The sequence below is a fragment of the Arthrobacter sp. zg-Y916 genome, assembly GCF_020907385.1.
Classification (GTDB): Bacteria; Actinomycetota; Actinomycetes; order Actinomycetales; family Micrococcaceae; genus Arthrobacter_B; species Arthrobacter_B caoxuetaonis.
Genome location: NZ_JAJJOD010000011.1, coordinates 26342 through 45504, shown reverse-complemented (window position 1 = coordinate 45504; position 19163 = coordinate 26342). Strand labels below are relative to the sequence as shown.

22 protein-coding genes and 1 tRNA gene are annotated in these 19163 nt (G+C 65.8%); 18 read left to right on the top strand and 5 right to left on the bottom strand.

The genetic code is table 11. The features are described 5' to 3' along the window. Nucleotide 1: 1 nt before the first annotated feature. The 18 genes from LOC59_RS15475 to csrA all read left to right on the top strand — a co-directional run bounded on the left by LOC59_RS15475 (nt 2) and on the right by csrA (nt 14748). Nucleotides 2–433: a flagellar FliJ family protein gene (locus tag LOC59_RS15475; protein ID WP_229972947.1), complete on the top strand. Its 432-nt coding sequence runs from the start codon at nt 2–4 to the stop codon at nt 431–433. After that, a complete protein-coding gene (locus LOC59_RS15470; protein WP_227896149.1) occupies nt 434–1087 on the top strand; it encodes a C40 family peptidase in 654 nt (217 codons plus the stop codon). Beyond that, nucleotides 1084–2361: a flagellar hook-length control protein FliK gene (locus LOC59_RS16700; RefSeq protein WP_229972945.1), complete on the top strand. Its 1278-nt coding sequence runs from the start codon at nt 1084–1086 to the stop codon at nt 2359–2361. Before LOC59_RS15470 ends, LOC59_RS16700 begins: the two co-directional genes overlap by 4 nt. Before the next feature lie 15 nt (nt 2362–2376). Then, nucleotides 2377–2847, top strand: coding sequence for a flagellar hook assembly protein FlgD (locus tag LOC59_RS15460; protein ID WP_229972943.1), 471 nt, complete (start codon nt 2377–2379; stop codon nt 2845–2847). A 75-nt stretch (nt 2848–2922) separates the two neighbouring features. Beyond that, the gene (locus LOC59_RS15455) at nt 2923–4089 is read left to right on the top strand and encodes a flagellar hook protein FlgE (protein ID WP_229972941.1); all 1167 of its coding nucleotides are present in this window, start codon (nt 2923–2925) and stop codon (nt 4087–4089) included. Between the two features lie 198 nt (nt 4090–4287). Then, nucleotides 4288–4605 (top strand): flagellar FlbD family protein, encoded by a 318-nt coding sequence (locus tag LOC59_RS15450; RefSeq protein WP_227896145.1) that lies wholly within the window; start codon nt 4288–4290, stop codon nt 4603–4605. Next, entirely contained in the window at nt 4605–5390 is a 786-nt protein-coding gene (locus LOC59_RS15445) for a motility protein A (protein ID WP_227896144.1), read from the top strand. Before LOC59_RS15450 ends, LOC59_RS15445 begins: the two co-directional genes overlap by 1 nt. Beyond that, complete coding sequence (locus tag LOC59_RS15440; RefSeq protein ID WP_227896143.1) at nt 5387–6271, top strand: OmpA/MotB family protein; 885 nt, start codon at nt 5387–5389, stop codon at nt 6269–6271. The genes LOC59_RS15445 and LOC59_RS15440 overlap by 4 nt, the downstream gene beginning before the upstream one ends. A gap of 86 nt (nt 6272–6357) precedes the next feature. Next, entirely contained in the window at nt 6358–7209 is an 852-nt protein-coding gene (locus LOC59_RS16805; protein WP_227896142.1) for a flagellar motor switch protein FliM, read from the top strand. Continuing rightward, complete coding sequence (gene fliN, locus LOC59_RS15430; protein ID WP_227896141.1) at nt 7209–7910, top strand: flagellar motor switch protein FliN; 702 nt, start codon at nt 7209–7211, stop codon at nt 7908–7910. Before LOC59_RS16805 ends, fliN begins: the two co-directional genes overlap by 1 nt. Next, on the top strand, nt 7911–8384 hold the full coding sequence (locus tag LOC59_RS15425) for a FliO/MopB family protein (protein ID WP_227896140.1): 474 nt from the start codon (nt 7911–7913) through the stop codon (nt 8382–8384). Nucleotides 8385–8389: 5 nt separating this feature from the next. Next, a complete protein-coding gene (fliP, locus tag LOC59_RS15420) occupies nt 8390–9271 on the top strand; it encodes a flagellar type III secretion system pore protein FliP (protein WP_227896139.1) in 882 nt (293 codons plus the stop codon). Next, a complete protein-coding gene (fliQ, locus tag LOC59_RS15415) occupies nt 9271–9546 on the top strand; it encodes a flagellar biosynthesis protein FliQ (RefSeq protein WP_227896138.1) in 276 nt (91 codons plus the stop codon). Before fliP ends, fliQ begins: the two co-directional genes overlap by 1 nt. A 1-nt stretch (nt 9547) precedes the next feature. Continuing rightward, entirely contained in the window at nt 9548–10306 is a 759-nt protein-coding gene (locus LOC59_RS15410) for a flagellar biosynthetic protein FliR (RefSeq protein ID WP_227916826.1), read from the top strand. Next, a complete protein-coding gene (locus LOC59_RS15405) occupies nt 10307–11440 on the top strand; it encodes an EscU/YscU/HrcU family type III secretion system export apparatus switch protein (protein WP_227896136.1) in 1134 nt (377 codons plus the stop codon). It abuts the gene before it with no gap. Beyond that, nucleotides 11437–13488, top strand: a complete 2052-nt coding sequence (locus tag LOC59_RS15400; protein ID WP_227896135.1) for a flagellar biosynthesis protein FlhA — start codon at nt 11437–11439, stop codon at nt 13486–13488. The genes LOC59_RS15405 and LOC59_RS15400 overlap by 4 nt, the downstream gene beginning before the upstream one ends. Further along, complete coding sequence (locus tag LOC59_RS15395) at nt 13463–14437, top strand: hypothetical protein (protein WP_227896134.1); 975 nt, start codon at nt 13463–13465, stop codon at nt 14435–14437. Before LOC59_RS15400 ends, LOC59_RS15395 begins: the two co-directional genes overlap by 26 nt. A 62-nt stretch (nt 14438–14499) precedes the next feature. Then, nucleotides 14500–14748, top strand: coding sequence for a carbon storage regulator CsrA (csrA, locus tag LOC59_RS15390; RefSeq protein WP_227896133.1), 249 nt, complete (start codon nt 14500–14502; stop codon nt 14746–14748). Between the two features lie 227 nt (nt 14749–14975). Here csrA and LOC59_RS15385 read toward each other — a convergent pair whose 3' ends face one another. The 5 genes from LOC59_RS15385 to LOC59_RS15365 all read right to left on the bottom strand — a co-directional run bounded on the left by LOC59_RS15385 (nt 14976) and on the right by LOC59_RS15365 (nt 19129). After that, nucleotides 14976–15323 (bottom strand): hypothetical protein, encoded by a 348-nt coding sequence (locus LOC59_RS15385; RefSeq protein WP_227896132.1) that lies wholly within the window; start codon nt 15321–15323, stop codon nt 14976–14978. Nucleotides 15324–15562: 239 nt separating this feature from the next. Beyond that, complete coding sequence (locus LOC59_RS15380; protein WP_229972939.1) at nt 15563–17020, bottom strand: benzaldehyde dehydrogenase; 1458 nt, start codon at nt 17018–17020, stop codon at nt 15563–15565. Nucleotides 17021–17077: 57 nt separating this feature from the next. Then, nucleotides 17078–17269 (bottom strand): hypothetical protein, encoded by a 192-nt coding sequence (locus LOC59_RS15375; protein WP_227916824.1) that lies wholly within the window; start codon nt 17267–17269, stop codon nt 17078–17080. Nucleotides 17270–17391: 122 nt separating this feature from the next. After that, nucleotides 17392–17464: transfer RNA gene (locus LOC59_RS15370), tRNA-Thr, on the bottom strand. A 93-nt stretch (nt 17465–17557) separates the two neighbouring features. Further along, nucleotides 17558–19129 (bottom strand): alpha/beta hydrolase, encoded by a 1572-nt coding sequence (locus LOC59_RS15365; RefSeq protein WP_229972937.1) that lies wholly within the window; start codon nt 19127–19129, stop codon nt 17558–17560. Between the last annotated feature and the right edge of the window lie 34 nt (nt 19130–19163).

Here is a 19163-nt window from a genome sequence, read left to right as displayed (position 1 = left end):
TATGGGACGTGACTTTCCGCTGGCCGGGCTGCTGAGGCTGCGCCGGCTGCAGCAGGACAGTGCTGCCGGGGAGCTGGCGGCTGCCAACGCCAAGCTGCGGCGGACCTCCGCCGCCCGGAGCGAAGCCTACGACTCGCTCGCGGCGACCCCGCTCGAGGCCGCTGACCCGGCAACCCTGAATGCCATTGCCGCGGCCCGTGCTTCCTCCCGCAGCATGCTCGCTGACCTGCTCTCCGCAGAAGCCCTGGACAGTGCTGCAGCCAGCAGTGCCCAGACCGAGTTCCACGCCGCCCGGGCACGGTCGGTGGGCTTGGAAAAGCTCGAAGACAAACATGCCGAAGCCCTCGCCGTCGAGGATCTTCGTGCCGAACAGACTGTCCTGGATGAACTTGCCGGCACCACGTGGCACCGCCGGCAGAAAGAAGCCCTGTAAATGAGCATGACCGACGCGATCGGCCGGATCCAGGAGATCCGGTCCACGATCGACGCACTTGCGGGGACGTCCGCAACTTCTGCGGCCTCCGCTCCTGCGGCCAGTTCCGCATCCCTCGGGGGCGATACCGGCTTTGCAGCCGCGCTCTCAGCAGTAAGCGGCAGCACTGCGGCTCCCGGGGGTGCCTCCAACGAGGCGCTGATGGCCTCCGTGGAGAAATATGTTGGCCTGCCCTATGTCTGGGGCGGGAACGATCCGGCCGTTGGACTGGACTGTTCCTCCTTTGTCCAGAACGTCTTCAAGGACCTGGGCCATAGCCTCCCGCGCGTCACCTGGGACCAGATGAACAGCGGCACCAAGGTCGATTCCCTGGCGCAGGCACAGGCAGGCGACCTGCTGTTTACCCACGACGGCGGCCACGTGTCCATCTACCTTGGCGACGGCAAGGTGGTGGATGCCCCGCAGCCGGGGAAGACCATTCAGGTCCGCGACGCCTGGGAAACCGATGCCAACATCACCACTATCCGGCGCATCCTGCCCACCGAAACTGCTGCCGTCCAGGGCGCGTCCGCGCCTTCCACGGCTGCAGCGATCACTGACATGGTTGCCTCCGCGCGGGCCATGCAGGCATCCCTGATGGGAGCGGCCCAGTGAGTATTCCAGCAGCTTTCCTGGCACCCCGGCCGGCCGCCCCGGCAGGCGGACGGCCTGAATCAGCTACCTCTGACGGCGGTGCCGGGTTTGGTTCCGCCCTGGAGGCGGCCTCCTCCGGCACGCTCCCCGTTCAGCAGCACGGTTCCGGGTCCGGTGCCTCCGCGGGTGATTCAGACCAAGCAGCCGCGGGTACCGACGCCGAAGCAGCCCTGGCTGCCGCCGGCTTCGGATTCGCCGAAACGCTGCCGGCGGGAACCGTTCCCAACCCAGGCGCTGTCCCGGATGCGGAGTCGGCTGCTGCGGCAGCGGCCCGCAGCGGCATCCTATCCGTGGAGCCGGGGGCGGCCGCTGCGCAGCTGTCGGCAACCGGCATGCCTGCGATCCAGCCCGACGGCGGCACCGTGGTGCAGGACGCCGGGCAGGACACCGCTGAGGCGGCACGGTTCCACGCAGCAGCACCGGCAACCGCAGCCGCTGCAGCTGCCGCGACAGCTTCGGGGACTTCCGCAACAGCCGCGGAACCGGCCCTCGGAACTGTTCTCCCCACTCCTGTCCAGCCAGCCCCCGGAAACCCGCTTTCCGCCGGAACGCCGCAGGGCGCTGGGGGAGCGGAAGCTGTTGCGGCTGCCCGGACGGCTGCCGTACCGGCAGCCGGAGCGCATCCGGAAGGCACCCCGGTCACCCCGGTGGCCGCGGCTCCCGTGGCAGACGGTGCCGAACCCGCCGGCGCGGCACCTGCCGCCGCCCCAGGGACCGCCTCTGCGGCCCCCGCACTGCCGCTTCAGGCACCGGCCGTCCCGGTGACGGTCCAGGCACCGGCCCCTGCTGCCGCGCAGGCACCGGCGCAGCCGGCCCCGCTGCTCACGCAGGTCGCCCAGCCGCTGTTCAACCTGAACTCCGCCGCTGCCGGCGAACACGTCATGACCCTGAGCGTCACTCCGGAGAACCTCGGTCCGGTCACGGTCCGCGCCCATGTCAGCGCCGACGGGATCCGGGTGGAACTCTTCGCCCCGAACGACGCCGGCCGCGAGGCTTTGCGGACCATCCTCACTGACCTGCGGCGGGACCTTTCGGGGGCGGGTTTGAACACCTCGCTCTCCCTCTCTTCCCAGGACCAGCCTGGTGCAGAAGCGGACGGGCACGGGGAAGCCGCTGAACCCGGCACCGGCACTGGCCGCCACCGCGCAGATGCAGATGCCGCCCCGATTCCCGTACAGCAGATTTTCCGACCCGTGGCCCACGGTGCGGTAACTACCCTCGACATTCTGGCCTGAGAAGGAGAACTACCCATGCCGGTAGAAGCAGTAGCACCAACCAGCGGGGCCACCGCCACGGAGGCCGTCCGTGCGCCCAAGCAGGTCATGGACAGCGAACTTTTCCTGACCCTGCTGGTCACCCAGCTGCGCAACCAGGACCCCAGTTCGCCCATGGACACCAATGAGATGATCGGCCAGACCACCCAGCTGGCCACCATGGAACAGCTCACCAACATGGCGAACATGAGCGAGGAGAACTTCTCCCTGCAGATGCGGATGGCCGCAGCGGGACTCATTGGCCAGACGGTGACGTACACCAATGCCGCCGGGGAAGCCGTAACCGGAACTGCCGGATCGGTTTCCTATCTCCAAGGCGTGCCGACAGTAAACGTTGACGGCGTGGATGTCCTCCTCGATGCCGTTTCCGGCGTAGTAGCGGCAGGCACAGCCGCTCCCGCCCCCGGCGGCAACGCCGGTGCCGGAACCCCGGGCACGACGGCGTAGCCCGGCCACCCAGGCACTGCAAACCCTCCAGATTTTTTGAGACTTTCCGAACCCACCAGCTGAAAGGCGCCTCCCATGCTTCGCTCCCTGTACTCCGGAATCTCCGGACTCCGCTCGCACCAGACCATGCTCGATGTCACCGGCAATAACATCGCCAACGTGAACACCACGGGCTACAAGGCCACCGCCGTCCAGTTCCAGGACACCCTCTCCCAGCTGACGCAGGGCGCAACGGCGCCCGGCGCCAACAACGGCGGCGGCAACCCCGCACAGGTCGGCCTGGGCGTGCTGGTCTCCGGCATCACCACCAACTTCACGCAGGGCTCCGCACAGTCCACCGGCCGCGCCACGGACATGATGATCTCCGGCGACGGCTACTTCATCACCCGGCAGGGAACCCAGACCACCTACACCCGCGCCGGCGCCTTCGACCTCGATGCCGACGGCCGTCTGGTCACCACCGACGGCAAGATCGTCCAGGGCTGGACCGGCGTCGACGGAGTCATCAACACCGGCGGTGCCGTGGGCAACGTGCAGCTGCCCGACGGCGCGATCGCTCCGGCCGTCGCGACGAGCGCCGCCACGGTGGGCGGAAACCTGCCCTCCGAAACCCCGGCTGGCGGCACGATCGTCCGTGACATGGACGTCTACGACGCCAACGGCAACGCAACTGTCGTCTCCCTGACCTTCACGCGCACCGCCGGCGGCTGGGACGTGTCTGCCCCCAACGCAACGGCCGTCCCGCTGACCTTCACCGACGGCAAGCAGGCCGCCGCCGCCAATCCCGTACTGACTGCTGGCGGCGTGGCCGTGAACCTCAGCGGACTGACCAGCTACGCCGGAGTCAGCACCGCTTCGGTGACCGGCCAGAACGGCCGAGCGGCCGGAACCCTGGAGTCGTTCTCGATCTCCAAGGACGGCACCATCATCGGCTCCTTCACCAACGGTGCCAAGCAGTCCCTGGCCCGCATCGCCGTCGCCACCTTCACCAACCCTGCGGGTCTGGAGAAGGCCGGCAACTCCGGCTACACCGCCACGGTGAACTCCGGCAACCCGGTCCTGGGCGGTCCGGGCGATCCCGGAATGGGCAACGCCATTGCCGGTTCGCTGGAAATGTCCAACGTTGACCTTTCCCAGGAATTCACCAACCTGATCGTCGCGCAGCGCGGCTTCCAGGCCAATGCCCGCATCATCACCACCTCGGACGAAGTGCTGCAGGAACTGACCAACCTCAAGCGCTAGCACTCCACGCAGCAGGGCCCCCGCACGAAACCGTGCGGGGGCCCTGCTGCGTCCCTGCGGGAAGATGAGTGCCGGACCAAGCGTCTTCGGGAGGACGGGGCGGGGGCCGCGGGCCCCATTTCCTTACGGATAGCGGCAACCGGCCGAAAGTAGGGGTGACGGCTTACTCAAGCCGGACGCTGCAACCGGGACGGGCCAATGATTGTTCTTACGCGACTGAACGATGCTCAGTTTGCGATCAACCCTGACCTGATTGAACGCATCCACTCCAATCCGGATACCACGCTGGTCATGGTTGACGGAGCCAAATTCATCGTCACTGAATCCATGGATGAGGTGATCGCCCTGATAGCCCAGTTCCGTGCCCGGGTGATCTCCATGGCCCGGGACGTGCCTGCGGTTCCGTTTCGCCACGGCGCCGGGCTGGGACTGGTTCCAGCTGCAGGCTCCGGGGGGAAGCCGGCAGAGAATGACAGCAGTACCAAGACCGTGCCCCTTCGTCCGAGGAACAAATAATGGATCCGGCAACAATAATCGGCCTAGTACTCGCCTTCGGCTCGCTTTACGCGATGATCACCCTCGAAGGCGCGCACCTCAGCGCACTCCTGCTGCCTGCCCCCATGATCCTGGTCTTCGGCGCCACCATTGCGGTAGGCCTGGCCGGAGGCACCCTGAAGGACTTCATCTACTCCTTCAAGGCCCTGCCCCGTGCCTTCATGGGCAAGAAGCCCAACCCGGAGGAGACCATCGACAACGTCGTGGCCCTGGCCGAAAAGGCCCGTTCTGAAGGTTTGCTCTCGCTCGAGCGCGACGCCGCCGAAGTGGACGATCCCTTCCTCCAGGTTGCGCTGCAGAACATTGCCGACGGAACCGACGGGGACGAGCTGAGGGTGCTCCTCGAAGACGAGATCCACACCAAGGCCTCCAGCGACAAGATCGCCATCAAGTTCTTCAACAGCCTGGGCGGTTACGCACCGACCATCGGCATCATCGGCACCGTGGTCTCCCTGACCCACGTGCTCGAGAACCTCTCCACCCCCGACACCCTGGGCCCGATGATTGCGACCGCCTTCGTGGCGACGCTGTGGGGCCTGCTGTCGGCAAACTTCATCTGGCTCCCCATCAGTGCCCGGCTTCGGCGCCTCAGCGATCTCGAAGTCGAGCAGATGACCCTGCTCATGGAGGGCGTCCTGGCCCTCCAGGCAGGCAGCCAGCCCCGCCTTCTGGGCGAGCGGCTGCGCGCTATGGTTCCCGCCCATGAACTCACCTCCCGGGCCCGCGAGACCAGCGAAGCGGCATGAGCAGCCCAAACCGCCGCCGGCCGCGCAGGGACGAGGAAGACGAGCACCCGGACGAACGCTGGATGGCTTCCTACATGGACATGGTCACCGTGCTGATGTGCATGTTCATCGTCCTCTTCGCGATGTCCACCGTTGACCAGGCAAAGTTCGAGCAGCTGAAAGCATCCCTCGCCACTGGGTTCGGCCAGGTGGAAACCAACACGGTGGACACCGCCAAAGGGGTAGTGGTGCCTCCGGCCATGGTGGAGGCGGAGGAAATCCTTGATCCTGACGCCGATCTGGCGATGCTGGCAGCCATGGAGGTAGAGGATCTTACGGCGCTTCGCGACCGTCTCCAGGACGGTCTTGAGGAAAAAGGAATGCAGGACGACGTCCGCTTCGAGATCGACGAACGCGGGCTGACCATCCGCCTGGTCAGCTCCGAGATGTTCTTCGAGCCGGACCTCGCAGCACTGACCGGTGAGGCACTCGATGTGCTGGACGTGATCGGTCCGGTCCTGCAGCCCACCAAATATGAACTTTCCGTGGAAGGCCACACCGCCCAGGTCCGCCAGTACACGGACTCCGCACTGGACTGGGAACTGTCGACAGCACGTTCAGTAAACGTGCTGCGTTACCTGATGGAGCCCGGCGGGATCGACTACAGCCGCATCAAGGCCGTCGGTTTCGGCGAATCGCGGCCCCTGACAGCGGGGACCAGCGCAGCCGAACTGGCGCAGAACCGGCGCGTGGACATTGTGGTTCTTTCGGGCCAGTCCGAGGCGGTCCGGCAGCTGATGCCCGCCGTCGTCGCGGGAGAGATTGTCTTCCCCGAACCGGATACTGATGCAGCCCCCGAAGATAAGGGCGACGAGGAAGTATTACCGGCCTCCAACCACTAACCGCACCACCGGAGCGGCCGATAGTTTCTCCTGTGACGGTCCAGCAAGATATACCCCTTGGCATACTCCCAAAAGCCTCCCGGCAGGTGGAAATCTATGATTTCCGCCGTCCGACGACGCTTGCCCGCGAGCACGCGCGTGTCCTGGAAATGGCGTTCGATACCTTCGGCCGCCAGTGGGGCACCCAGCTGACCGCCAAGGTCCGGGTCCTCTCCCAGGTCACCTCGGAGCAGGTGCAGACCATGACGTACGACGAGTACGTTGCCTCCCTGCCTGAGAACACCGGCATGGTGCTGTTTTCCATGCCGAACATCTCTGCCAAGGCGGTCATCCAGTTCCCGATGGCAGCGGCGCTGTCCTGGGTCCGCCACATGCTCGGCGGCACCGGCAACGAACCCGTTCCGGAACGCAAGCTGACCCACATTGAGCAGGCCCTGCTGAGCCGGATCATGGACGAGGCCCTCGAAGACCTCCACTACGCGCTGGGCAGCCTGCTTGCAGCCCCGCTCTCGCCGTCGTCCATCCAGTACAACTCGCAGTTTGCGCAGGCCGCCGGTTCCACCGTGCCCATGATCGTGGCACGTTTCGAAATGGTGGTCGGGGACGCCTCGGCGCCTGCCACCGTAGCCCTTCCGGCCGAAGCGATCCTGCCCCAGCTCGGCCCGGTCCGGCCGAACATGTCCGACGCCACGCCCGCAGAACTGATCACCGAACAGCTGGCGAACCTGCCTGTCGACGTCTCGCTGCAGCTGAACCCCATCTGGGTTAAGCCGGGCATGGTGCTGAACCTGGCCGTTGGCGACGTCCTAAATCTTGACCATCCGCAGCACCGACCCCTCAACGTCGCAGTCGACGGCCAGACGCTGGCCCAGGCTGCCGTGGGAGCCAGCGGCAACCGGCTGGCCGGAGTCATCGTACGCACCGAGGAGAACAACTGATGAGCACCACCCTGGCCCAGCACACCGAAGCCGCCAACGCCCTAGTCCGCCTGCTGCCCACCCCCACGCCGCTCCAGCCGGCGCCGCACTCCTCCCTGGGCCTGCCCCTGGAGCAGATGGGGCAGGCAGTGACAGCGTCCTTCGTCGGTGCTGTCTCGGCTGACCTCGCCGTCGTGCTGCTGTCCGCAGGCCCGGGTGTTTCAGCGGTGGCGGGAACCGACTCACCGGTCATTTCCAATGCCGATGTCCTGCGCCCGGCCCTCGAAGCGGCCAGCGCATGCCTGGGCGCCGGCGTCCTTGGCGAAGCACGCACCGAAGATGCTTCGGCGCTGTTTGGCCACATGGACAGCTCGGTTTTCGAACTGCGCGGCCCGGAAGGCACAGCCGGCTGGTTCGCCGTACGGCTGCGTTCGGGCAGTGGTGCAGGGGCCGGGGCCGAACAGTCAGTTGTCGGCAAGCTCGGCCGCATCAACAACGTTGAAATGGCGCTGACGGTCGAGATCGGCCGCACCCGCATGGCAGTCCGCGATGTGCTGAACCTCGAACCCGGCCGCGTCGTCGAACTGGACCGTTCAGCAGGTGCGCCGGCTGACATCCTGCTCAACGGGCGCCTGATCGCCAACGGCGAGATCGTCGTTGTGGACCAGGACTATGCCGTGCGCATCACCAAGATTATGGACGTAGCTGAGGGCCTGGGCTAAATGGATGAATCCGCAGTCCTGGCGCTGCGGGTCCTGGTATCGCTCGGTGTGGTCCTGGGGCTCCTGTGGTGGCTCCAGCGCCGGCTTGTGCGGGGCCGCAGCTCTACCGGTGCCGAGGCCCCCATCCGGGTCATCAGCCGGCAGGCCATCAGCCCGAAAGCATCCGTGGTGGTCGTCGAAACCGGCGGCCAGCGCTTCCTCCTCGGCGTGACCGAAGCCTCCGTCAACGTACTCAACACCACGGACGCCGATCCAGAGCCCGCTGCGGACTCGGCCTTCGCCGACTCCCTGCAGGGCGCCCGGGAATCCGCGGGCGCAGCGGAGGGCACCATGGCCGAAGGCGACTTGCCGCGCCGCCGCGATACCCGGCGCGCCGCCCCGGCGCAAGGTACTTCCGTGCTCAACGGTTCGATCCTTTCACCGGATACCTGGCGCCAGAGCGCGGCCTTCCTACGCCGCGGGAGGAACAGTTGAAGACCATGACGACGGCGCTGCCCGCCGCCCCTGCGCCCGGCTCCGCGCCGTGGGCCCCCCAGCTGCGCAGGGTCATCCTGGGCACTGTGCTGATCCTGGCGGCTGCCTTCGCGCTCCTGCTGGCCGGTGCCACCGCCGGACACGCCACTACTTTTGACCCCGCTCCGCCGGCGGCACCCACCGCCCCCGGCGCGCCGTCGGACCCTGAAGAGACCGGCGGATTCTCGGTGGACATCAACGGTGTAGACGGAACGCCGTCCACCGCCGTCGTCACCCTGATCGGCATCACGCTGCTCTCCGTGGCACCTGCCCTGCTGCTGATGATGACGTCCTTCACCAAGATCTTCGTGGTCCTGGCGATGACCCGGAACGCTCTCTCCCTGCCGTCCATCCCGCCCAACCAGGTGCTGGCCGGGCTGGCACTGTTCCTCTCGCTCTTCATCATGGCGCCGGTCCTGACCGAGATAAACTCCCTGGCCGTACAGCCCTACCTCAACGGTGACTTCACGTTCAACGATGCCTTGTCCGCCGGATCCGGCCCGCTGCAGCAGTTCATGCTGGCCCACACCCGCGAAGAGGATATTGCGCTCATGACCCGGGCAGCTGACCAGCCGAACCCGGAGAACCCGGAAAGCGTCCCGCTGACCACCCTCATCCCGGCGTTCATGATTTCCGAACTCCGGGCTGCGTTCATCATCGGCTTCGTCATCTTCATTCCGTTCCTCATCATCGACCTGGTGGTCGCCGCAGCACTGATGTCCATGGGCATGATGATGCTTCCCCCGGTCATGATCTCCCTTCCGTTCAAGATCCTGCTCTTTGTGCTCGTGGACGGCTGGGGACTGATCATCACCTCGCTGGTCAACAGCTACCAGGGCGGCGGCTGATGGATACCAGTGCCGTCCTGGACATAGGCCTCCAGGGACTGTGGGTTGCGGCCAAGCTCGCGGCACCGGTGCTGCTGACCGCGCTGGTGGTTGGTTTCTCGGTGTCCCTGGTCCAGTCGATCACCCAGATCCAGGAAGTGACGCTGTCCTTCGTGCCGAAGGCCCTGGCCGTCTGCATTGCGCTGCTGGTCTGCGGACACTGGATGATCACCGAAATGATTACCTTCACGCAGCAGCTGTTCGAGAAGATCCCGTCACTGCTCGGCGGGGGATGATATGAACATCACCATCGACCAGGCATGGCTGGAAGCGGTGATGCTTGCCGGTGTGCGGATGGTGGCGTTCCTGATCATCGCTCCGCCGTTTTCCTACAACGCCTTCCCGGGACGGGTAAAGGCAATGCTTGCCATCGGCCTTGCCCTCGCGGTCGCACCTCAGGTGTCCGAAGGGTACGTAAACCTTGGCACCGCCGCCTACATCACCAGCCTGGTGCTGGAGTTCGTGGTTGGTGCCGTCCTGGGCTTCCTGGTCCTGCTGGTTTTCTCCGCAGTGCAGTCCGCCGGCCAGCTGATCGACCTCTTTGGCGGATTCTCCCTGGCCCAGGGCTTCGATCCGCAGTCCATGGTCAACGGCGCCCAGTTCACCAGGATGTTCCAGATCACGGCACTGGCCCTGCTGTTTGCCTCGGACGGCTATCAGCTGATCATCATGGGACTTTCGCGCAGTTTCACGGCCCTGCCGCTGGCGGGCGGGATCGACCTGGCGGACCCCGCGCAGGCAATGATCTCCGGCGTGAGCAATATGTTCGTTGCTGCCGTCCAGATCGCCGGACCGCTGCTGGTGGTCCTCTTCCTGGCTGACGCCGGACTGGGCCTGCTCACGCGTGTGGCCCCGGCGCTGAACGCCTTCGCGCTGGGCTTCCCGCTGAAGATCTTGCTCACGCTGAGCCTCATTTCCATTGTTTTCCTGGCCCTGCCCCGCGTTGTTTCGGTGCTGGTCCAGGAAATCGTGCGCACGCTGGCGGGGGTGGGATAAATGCCGGAACAGGACTCCGGAGAGCGGTCAGAAGCCGCCACACCGAAACGGATGAAAGAGGTCCGGGACAAGGGCCAGCTGTCCCGCTCGGATGACCTCACCGCCTGGGTAGGCGTGGGCGCAGCCGCGGTCATGATGCCCACAACCATCAGCCGGGGCGCTGACAAAGGCGCAGAAACGCTGATGCGGGTGGATTCAATTACCGGGAATCCCGATCCGCTGGCAGCGCTGCGGATGTTCCAGGACTCGCTGGGTGGACTGGTCTACATCATGGGGCCGCTGCTGTCAGTGGTCGTTGCCGCAGTCCTGGCCACGGCAGCGCTGCAGGGCGGTATCCACTTCAAGAAGTTCAAGGGCAAGTACGAACAGTTCGACATGGTCAAGGGCATGAAACGGGTCTTCGGCGGCCAGGCGATCTGGAACGGCGTCAAGGCGCTCCTGAAGACCGCCGTCGTCGGCCTTGTCCTGTACTTCGTGATCCAGAACCTGATGCCCGTCCTGATGACCGCCGGCGGCATGTCGATTACCGCCTTGCTGGCTGAAGCCGGCGGGGGAGTTGCCACGCTGCTGCAGTTCGCTGTTGCGGCCGGGCTCGCGCTGGCGGGAGCGGACATCCTCATGGTGATGCGGCGTAACCGGAAACGGACCCGCATGACCAAAAAAGAGGTCAAGGACGAAAACAAGAACACCGACGGCGACCCCCTGGTGAAGTCCCAGCGCCGTTCACGCCAGCTGGCCATGAGCCGGAACCGCATGATGGCCGCTGTAGGCGACTCCGACGTCGTACTGCTGAACCCCACCCACGTTGCCGTGGCCCTGAAATACGAACCGGGCAAGTCCGCGCCCCGGGTCGTGGCCAAGGGTGCCGGAAATATTGCCGCCCGCATCCGTGAGGAAGCCGAAGCCAAGGGCGTACCCATGGTGCGCGATATTCCCCTGGCCCGTGCCCTGCACTCGGCCTGCGAACTGGGCCAGGAAATCCCGGTGGAACTGTACAACGCCGTGGCCCGCGTCCTGGCCTTCGTCATGGCACTGAAGAACCGCGGCGCCGCCGCCGGGGTGCACACCATGGCCCCCGACCCCTCTGCTACCGCCCCCGCTCCCGCCCCACAACACCGTAAGGCAGCACCGTGAACCGCAACCTCCTGAAGCTCACCATCCCCGTGGGCGTGATCGGAATTATCCTGCTGCTGGTGGTCCCCGTGCCCGCCGGCCTGCTGGACGTGCTGATCATCATCAACATCCTGCTGGCACTGGTGATCCTGCTGACCACCATGTTCGTGAAGAAGCCGCTGGACTTCTCCGTGTTCCCCTCCATGCTGCTGGTCGCAACCCTGTTCCGGCTAGGCCTGAACGTTGCGTCCACCCGCCTGGTGCTGGGCGACGGGTATGCCGGGCAGGTCATTGAAGCCTTCGGGCATGTGGCCGTCGGCGGATCCCTGATCATCGGCGCGGTGATCTTCCTGATCCTGGTCGTGATCCAGTTCGTAGTGGTCACCAAGGGTGCGGAGCGTGTGGCCGAAGTCGGCGCCCGCTTCACCCTGGACGCGATGCCGGGCAAGCAGATGGCAATCGACGCCGACCTCAACGCCGGTCTCATCACGGATATCCAGGCCCGTGAACGCCGTGCCGAGGTTTCCGCGGAAGCCGACTTCTACGGCGCCATGGACGGTGCTTCCAAGTTCGTGAAGGGCGACGCAATTGCCGGCCTGATCATCATCATTATCAACATCGTGGGCGGCATCGCGATCGGCATGCTGCAGCGCGGCATGTCCGCCGGCGAGGCGATCGACACCTACACGCTGCTGACCATTGGTGACGGCCTGGTCACCCAGATTCCGGCCCTGCTGATGGCCGTCTCCACGGGCATGATCGTAACCCGGTCCAACGCCGAATCGGATATGGCCTCCACCGCCTCGGCGGAACTGAGCCAGTCCCGTAATGCGCTGATGATCGCCGGAGCGGCGGCGATCGTCATGGCCCTGATTCCCGGCATGCCCAAAATTCCCTTCATTGTGATTGGCGCCCTCCTGATCTTTGCCAGCCAGCGGGTCAAGGCACGGGAGGCTGCAGAAGAAGCGGCCGCGGCGGATCCGGTTGCACAGCTCACCGGTGCACCAGCCTCGGACACCACCGAGGACCTTATCGAGCAGATGCGCGTCCACGCCCTGGAAGTGATGCTCTCGCCGGACCTTGTCGGCATCGTGACCGGAGGCTCGGATGACCTGCTGGCCCGCGTGCGGGCGCTGCGGCGCAAGATTGCGCTGGAACTCGGCGTCGTGGTTCCCCCGGTGCGCACCCGCGACAGTGTGGACCTTCCGGCCTCCACCTATGTGATCAGGATTGCCGGCGTCGAAGCCGGCCGGGGAGAGGCGCCCGCAGGCAAGGTGCTCGCCCTGGGCGACTTCCTGGACGGGCTGCCGGGCGTTGCCACCGTGGAACCGGTGTTCGGCCTGGCCGGCAAATGGGTGCCGGCGGAGATGCGGCATGCCGCGGAGATGGCCGGCGCCACCGTGATCGACCGCGTCTCGGTGCTGGTCACGCATCTCTCGGCGATCATCACCGCGAACGCTGCGCGCCTGCTCACCCGTGAAGACGTCCGCGTGCTCACCGAAGGGGTCAAGCAGGTCAACCCGTCGGCCGTGGATGAACTGGTGCCGAACGTGCTCTCGCTGGCCGAGGTCCAGCGGGTGCTGCAGGGCCTGCTGGCCGAACAGATTCCGATCAACGACCTGCCCCGCATCTATGAGTCGCTGCTGCTGAAAGCGAAGTCCTCGCCGGAACCCGAAGGGCTGATCGAAGCGGCGCGGCAGGCTCTCGGACCGGCCCTGGCCGCCCAGTACATCAACTCAGGCGTGCTGCGCGTGATCATGATCGATCCGTCGCTGGAGCAGTCGATGCTGGAGAACCTGCGCCCTTCCGACCAGGGGACGCAGATCCTCCTCGATCCCACTCGCATCGAGAATATAATTGCGTCACTTAAGACTACTGTTGCCACTGTGGAGAACGCTGGGCACAGTGCCGTGCTGGTCTGCGCCCCGGCGCTCCGTCCGGCTATCCGGCGCCTGGTATCGGCGCAGGCCAACGGGCTGCCCGTGCTGTCCTACCAGGAAGCCACGGCAGCCAACGTCAATATTGAAACAGTAGGAGTGCTCCGTGGAACCGAGACGATTTCAGCTTGAGGGCCCTTCCCTTGATGCGCTGAAGGCGAAGATCCTTGCGGAACACGGTCCGCGGGCCCGGATCGTTGCCGCCGAAAAGGTCACGGTAGGCGGTATCGGCGGGTTCCTGGCCCGGCAGCACTACGAGGTCACCGTGGAGCTGCCGCCGCGGGGGCGCCGGGCTGCTCCCGTGGACGCCGACCTGCCCAGCCGGGCAGGCATCGGAGCGCTGCTGGCGAGCGCCGAAGAGGCGGAGAGCGACTTCCGCCCCCAGTCTCCGCCGCTGCCCGGTCTCTCAACAGAAACCAACGCCTTTGCGGAACTGATCGCGGATCTCTCACAGAATACCGGCGCGCCGGCCCAGGCCCCTCAGACGCCGCGTACCCCTGAACCGCTGCCGGCACCGGTTTCGTTTCCGCAGCTGTTCCCTGAGGCTCCGGAACCGGGTCAGCCAGCCCGCGCCGGCACCCAGGACGTGCCGGCGCCGCTGGAAGGGGCAGGCGACCTCATCATCGTGGTGGGGCTGGGACAGGACGCCATGCTGGTGTGCGAGTCGATGGCCGCGGCCGCCGGCTTCAGTGCCCAGGCGCTGCGGGCAGCCGGCACCGTTGACGGCCCGGGTGTGGGCCGCGCCGGTGACCGGAGGGCCGTCGCGACAGCGAGGGCGGCCGGAGTCCTGGCCGGCCATCCCATTTTCCTGGCTTACGGGGCAGGCCGCGGCGTCAGCGAGATCGCGCGCCACACCACGCTCATTGCAGCTCTGGCGCCGGACCAGCTCTGGGTCGCCGTAGATGCCGGACGCAAACCCGAAGACACTGCTGCCTGGGTGAATGCCGTCCGGACCGCCTGCGCGGTGGACGCAGTTGCCGTCGAAGGACTTGAAGGGACCGCCACGCCGCAGAGCGTTAATGTCCTGGGACTGCCCGTCGGCTGGGTCGACGGGGCCCCCGCACAGGCATCCGTGTTGTAACTATTTCCTTGCGGAAGGCCGGACAAGGTTAATGCCCGGCGTGCTTGGGATAGAGTGAACAAATGCTCGTGCTAACGCGGAAATCAGGAGAACAGATCCTGATTGGTGATGACATTGTCATTACTGTGCTCGATTCCCGCGGCGACGGAGTCCGCATTGGCATTGACGCCCCGCGCGGCGTGAAAATCCAGCGCCACGAAGTGGTGCGTGCCGTTGAAGAAGCGAATGTCGCGGCCACCGCCGAAATCCCCGACGCCGAAGAGCGCATCAAGGCGCTGCTCAGCAGCCGCCGGCCCGACGCCGATAAATAGTCCTTTTCCAGGGTGCTTCCCAGAGTGCAATGCTCCGGCGTGCAGGCGAATGCTTCCATCCTTTAAATCTTTAAATGCCAAACCCCGGCACTCATTGGGGTAAGTGCCGGGGTGGCGAGCCAGTACCGTCCGCGGACGGGCGGCCGGTACAGCACATGCAACTGTGCGGCTCGTCTTTGCAGTATTTACGAGGGGATACTGCAGTTCCTTCCAGGGGAAAGTCTGTTTTAGCTGCCTGCGCGCACCTTGGTGGCGAAGAGGCGCAGGGTCCGGCGCGCGGGGGCTTCCATCTTGCGGCGGGAGCCGGCTACGTGACGCTGTGCCTGGCCCTTGTCAACGCGGGTGCCGTAGTAGTCCTGCAGCACGCGGCGCTCATGGGTGGAGCAGCGGACTCCCGGGTAGCGGTAGCCGCGGATGACCCAGTAGCCGGTCTTATCGGTGGGACGGGTATCGCTGGCCCATTCGGGGACGAGGCGGCGGTTGCACTCACCGCAGAGCGCGGCGACGTGGGAATCCCGCTGAACATCTGTGTACCGCTTTACCAAAACCTCGGTGCCGGCGTTCCATGCGTTCACGGTGTCCCCCCAATGTCTTCGCGGTCCCTGCGGACCATGTGCCGAATTGCTGATGGTATGACGATATAGAGCCACACCCCGGTAAACGCTCAAGTTCGGCGCGCACCAGGCGCAATGTTTCCTGAAGATTCCCTTGAGCAAATCTTGAGCCAACAGTGAGCTTTGCTCCAGGCAGCGAAAAGGGGCGGCCGCCAGTGGAGGCCGCCCCTTTTTGATTCCCGGCAGGGAGGGGATTTGTCCTAGAAGGGGTAGGACGCGATTTCCGGGCGCATGGTGAGCCACTGGATTTCCGTGAAGGACTCCATGTTGGCTGCGGCGCCGCCAACGCGTCCGCCGTTGCCGGAGTCCTTCACGCCGCCGAATGGTGCGTTGGATTCGTCACTGACGGTTTGTTCATTGATGTGGACCTTGCCGGATTCCACGCGGTCGGCGATCTTCATGGCCATGCCGACGTCGCCGAGGATGGACAGGGACAGCCCGTACTCGCTGCCGTTCGCCAGTTCGACGGCTTCATCCACGGTGCTGAACTTCATGACCGGCGCCACGGGACCGAAGATTTCCTGCGCCCAGGCCGGGTTGTCCGGGGTCACGTCCGCCAGCACGGTGGGCCGGTAGAACAGGTTCTCGCTGGTGCCGCCGGCCATGAGCCGGGCACCTGCCGCCACGGAGTCCTGGACAATGCCGTCAATCTTCTTCAGCTGGTTCTCGTCGATGATCGGCCCCAGGGCCACCTGTCCGCTGGCCGGATCTCCGACCGGCAGGTTGGACGCCTTCTCGGCAAGGGCCGCAACGTACGCGTCGTAGATGTCCTCGTGGACAATGTGGCGCCCTGTGGTCATACAGATCTGGCCCTGGTGCAGGAAGGAACCGAACGCGGCCGCGGAGGCAGCCTTGGCCACATCCGCGCCGGGCAGCACGATCATGGCGTTGTTCCCGCCCAGTTCAAGATGCGCGCGCTTGAGCAGGCGTCCGGCCGATTCCGCGATCTTGCGTCCGGCAGCCGTGGATCCGGTGAAGGCGATGACCCGGACTTCGGGAGCCTGGACTACGGCAGCGCCGATCTCCGCCCCGCCCGGAAGCAGGGAGAGCAGGCCCGCCGGGAGCCCGGCCTCTTCAAAGATGCGCATCAGCGCCACGCCCCCGCACACGGCAGTGCGGGGGTCCGGCTTCAGCAGGACGGCGTTGCCCAGGGCCAGAGCCGGGGCCACGGCCCGGATGGAGAGGATCAGCGGGAAATTGAAGGGGGCAATCACGGAGACGACGCCGGCGGGCCGCCGGCGGGCCATCGACCAGCGCCGTTCGTTGGACGTCAGCACCTCGCCCGCGGGGAGTGCGGGGAGCGCCGAAGCGTCATAGCACTCGTTCGCGGCGCTGTGCGTTTCCAGCCCGGCCTTGGTGGGAATGCTGCCCGATTCGCGGGTAATCCAGGTGCCGATTTCTTCGGCATGCTCCTCCCAGAGCAGGCCTGCCCGGCGAAGGACTGCGGCGCGCTCTTCAGGCTTGCGCGGTGCCCATTCCCGCTGCGCCGCGGCGGCAATGCGTGCGGCTTCCTGAACGTCTTCGACCGAGGCCACGCCGTAGCTGCCCAGCGTGTTGCCGGTCGCGGGTTCGACGGCATCGGCTGAACCGGCGCCGCCCTTTCGCCAGCCGTTTACGTAAATGTTGTCTGTCCAGATCGACGGGTCGAGCAATGCCATGGGATTCCTAGCTGTCGGTTGGTGCCTAGGCAAGGAATTATCCCAGAAGCATCCGGGTCAGGGCACGCCGTCCGCCGGGCTGGGATCCCTGTGCCGCCGCAGCCGGGCGGCCTGCCGAAGCAGGCGGGCCAGGCCGGCAAGCCCAAAAACCAGGGGCATCAGCGCGATGATGCCGGCTACGGGATCACTGACGAACAACAGGATGCTGATGCCGAAAAACACATGGAGTCCGTACCCCGCGGCCTGCACGGGCCCGGAACGTTTCTTGAATGCCGCGGCGACGGTCCTGATGGTGGCTCCCCGGAAAATACAGCAGATGGTGGTGCAGCGAAGCCCCCGGAGACCGTGGTTTCCGGGGGCTTCGAATCGTGAGCCTCCTGCCAGAATCGAACTGGCGACCTTCTCATTACGAGTGAGACGCTCTACCAACTGAGCTAAGGAGGCAAGCTTCATCTGTCCGTCAACGGCCAGAATCCACAAGGAACAACTTTATACGGCGGGAGCACCCGGGTCAAAACGCCGGGGTCTGCCTCCTGGCTAGGAGCAGACCAGCCGGTCCTGGGGGACCGTGCCGTCGATGAAGTAATCATCCACGGCATCGGCAATGCACTGGTTGCCCCGTCCGTACGCGGTGTGTCCTTCGGCCTCCCACGTCACCAGCACTGCTGAGTCCAGCTGGCCGGCCAGGGCCTGGGACCACTCGTACGGAGTCGCCGGGTCGCCGGTGGTGCCGAGGACCAGGATCGGAGCTGCTCCTTCGGCAGCGATCCGGTGCGGTTCGCCGGTGGGCTCATGCGGCCAGGCTTCACAGGTCAACCCGCCGTAGGCGAGGAAACGTCCGAGCGTGGGGGAGGCAGCTTCCAGTTCGGCGGCGTCGAGGTCCATCTGGGTCCGGTCGGTTTCCATGGGATAGTCCAGGCAGTTCACGGCGCTGAAGACTTCGAAGGAATTGGACGCGTAGGAGCCGTCTTCCTCACGCTCGGCGCCCAGGTCGGCCAGCATCAGGATGGTCGTCGGGTCGCCCCGCAGCGCGGAAGAGAGCGCCTGCGTCAGTGCCGGCCAGTTGGCGTCGTTATAGAGCGGAAGGATGAACCCGCTGACAAAGGTGGAGGCAGTGACCGTCCGGCCGTCCGCGGCAGTCATCGGGCTCACCTCGACCGAGGCGATCAGGTCGCGGATCGTTTCCACGGCGTCGTCGACAGTGCCGCTGAGCGGGCAGTTCGAGGAAGTCAGGCAGTCTTCGACATAGGCGCGGATGGCCTTTTCGAAGGCACGGGCCTGTCCCAGGGTGATCTCCTCATTGCTGGCTGAGGGGTCGATTCCGCCGTCGAGCACCATCCGTCCCACCGTCTCCGGGAACAGTTCGGCATAGGTGGCGCCCAGGAAGGTGCCGTAGGAGAACCCGAGGTAATTCAGTTTCGAGTCCCCGGCGACGGCCCGCAGGATGTCCATGTCCCGTGCGGCGCTGGCCGTGTCGACGAAGCCCAGCAGGTCCCCGGATTCCTCGGCACACTGTGCCGCGTAGTCCGCCGCATTCGCCCGCGCCTCCTCGAATCCGGCATCAGTCGAGGGATCAAACGTCTCGTTGCGGGAGGCATCCAGTTCTTCATCGGTGAGGCAGTCCACCGGGGTGGAACGTCCGACGCCGCGCGGATCGAAGCCGAGGATGTTGAAGTCATCGCGCAGCCGGCTGGTTGTCACGCCTTCGAGCGATTCGAGCACCGTGTCATATCCCGAGCCGCCGGGCCCGCCGGGGTTTACCAGGATGGTTCCCTCCGCGGTTCCGCCTGCCTCGGAGAGGATCACTTCGAGTTCGATGCTGTTGTCCCCGGGATTCGAATAGTCCAGGGGAACCTCGATGGAGGCGCAGAGGTAGGAGTCTTCGCAGGAATCCCAGACCACCTCCTGCATGTAGTAGGACTCAAGCTCCGCGGGAACGTCCCCGATGACTTCCGGCGCCGCGGACTGGGTGCCCCGCTCCGGCCCTGCGGACTCACCGGGAACACAAGCCACCAGGGAAGCGAGCACGACGGCGGCGGATCCGGCTGCCGCGGCGCGGCGCAGGCTGCGGGCAGACAGATCCCTGGGACGGCGTCGTGCTGGGGTCATGGGTGCGGCTCCTGGGTCCTGGGCGGGTCTGGTG

Bases quoted from the DNA above. Each gene is read 5' to 3' on its own strand.
- LOC59_RS15475 (WP_229972947.1), top strand. From the start codon at position 2: ATGGGACGTGACTTTCCGCTGGCCGGGCTGCTGAGGCTGCGCCGGCTG.
- LOC59_RS15470 (WP_227896149.1), top strand. From the start codon at position 434: ATGAGCATGACCGACGCGATCGGCCGGATCCAGGAGATCCGGTCCACG.
- LOC59_RS15460 (WP_229972943.1), top strand. From the start codon at position 2,377: ATGCCGGTAGAAGCAGTAGCACCAACCAGCGGGGCCACCGCCACGGAG.
- LOC59_RS15455 (WP_229972941.1), top strand. From the start codon at position 2,923: ATGCTTCGCTCCCTGTACTCCGGAATCTCCGGACTCCGCTCGCACCAG.
- LOC59_RS15450 (WP_227896145.1), top strand. From the start codon at position 4,288: ATGATTGTTCTTACGCGACTGAACGATGCTCAGTTTGCGATCAACCCT.
- LOC59_RS15445 (WP_227896144.1), top strand. From the start codon at position 4,605: ATGGATCCGGCAACAATAATCGGCCTAGTACTCGCCTTCGGCTCGCTT.
- LOC59_RS15440 (WP_227896143.1), top strand. From the start codon at position 5,387: ATGAGCAGCCCAAACCGCCGCCGGCCGCGCAGGGACGAGGAAGACGAG.
- fliN (WP_227896141.1), top strand. From the start codon at position 7,209: ATGAGCACCACCCTGGCCCAGCACACCGAAGCCGCCAACGCCCTAGTC.
- LOC59_RS15425 (WP_227896140.1), top strand. From the start codon at position 7,911: ATGGATGAATCCGCAGTCCTGGCGCTGCGGGTCCTGGTATCGCTCGGT.
- fliP (WP_227896139.1), top strand. From the start codon at position 8,390: ATGACGACGGCGCTGCCCGCCGCCCCTGCGCCCGGCTCCGCGCCGTGG.
- fliQ (WP_227896138.1), top strand. From the start codon at position 9,271: ATGGATACCAGTGCCGTCCTGGACATAGGCCTCCAGGGACTGTGGGTT.
- LOC59_RS15410 (WP_227916826.1), top strand. From the start codon at position 9,548: ATGAACATCACCATCGACCAGGCATGGCTGGAAGCGGTGATGCTTGCC.
- LOC59_RS15405 (WP_227896136.1), top strand. From the start codon at position 10,307: ATGCCGGAACAGGACTCCGGAGAGCGGTCAGAAGCCGCCACACCGAAA.
- csrA (WP_227896133.1), top strand. From the start codon at position 14,500: ATGCTCGTGCTAACGCGGAAATCAGGAGAACAGATCCTGATTGGTGAT.
- LOC59_RS15380 (WP_229972939.1), bottom strand. From the start codon at position 17,020: ATGGCATTGCTCGACCCGTCGATCTGGACAGACAACATTTACGTAAAC.
- LOC59_RS15365 (WP_229972937.1), bottom strand. From the start codon at position 19,129: ATGACCCCAGCACGACGCCGTCCCAGGGATCTGTCTGCCCGCAGCCTG.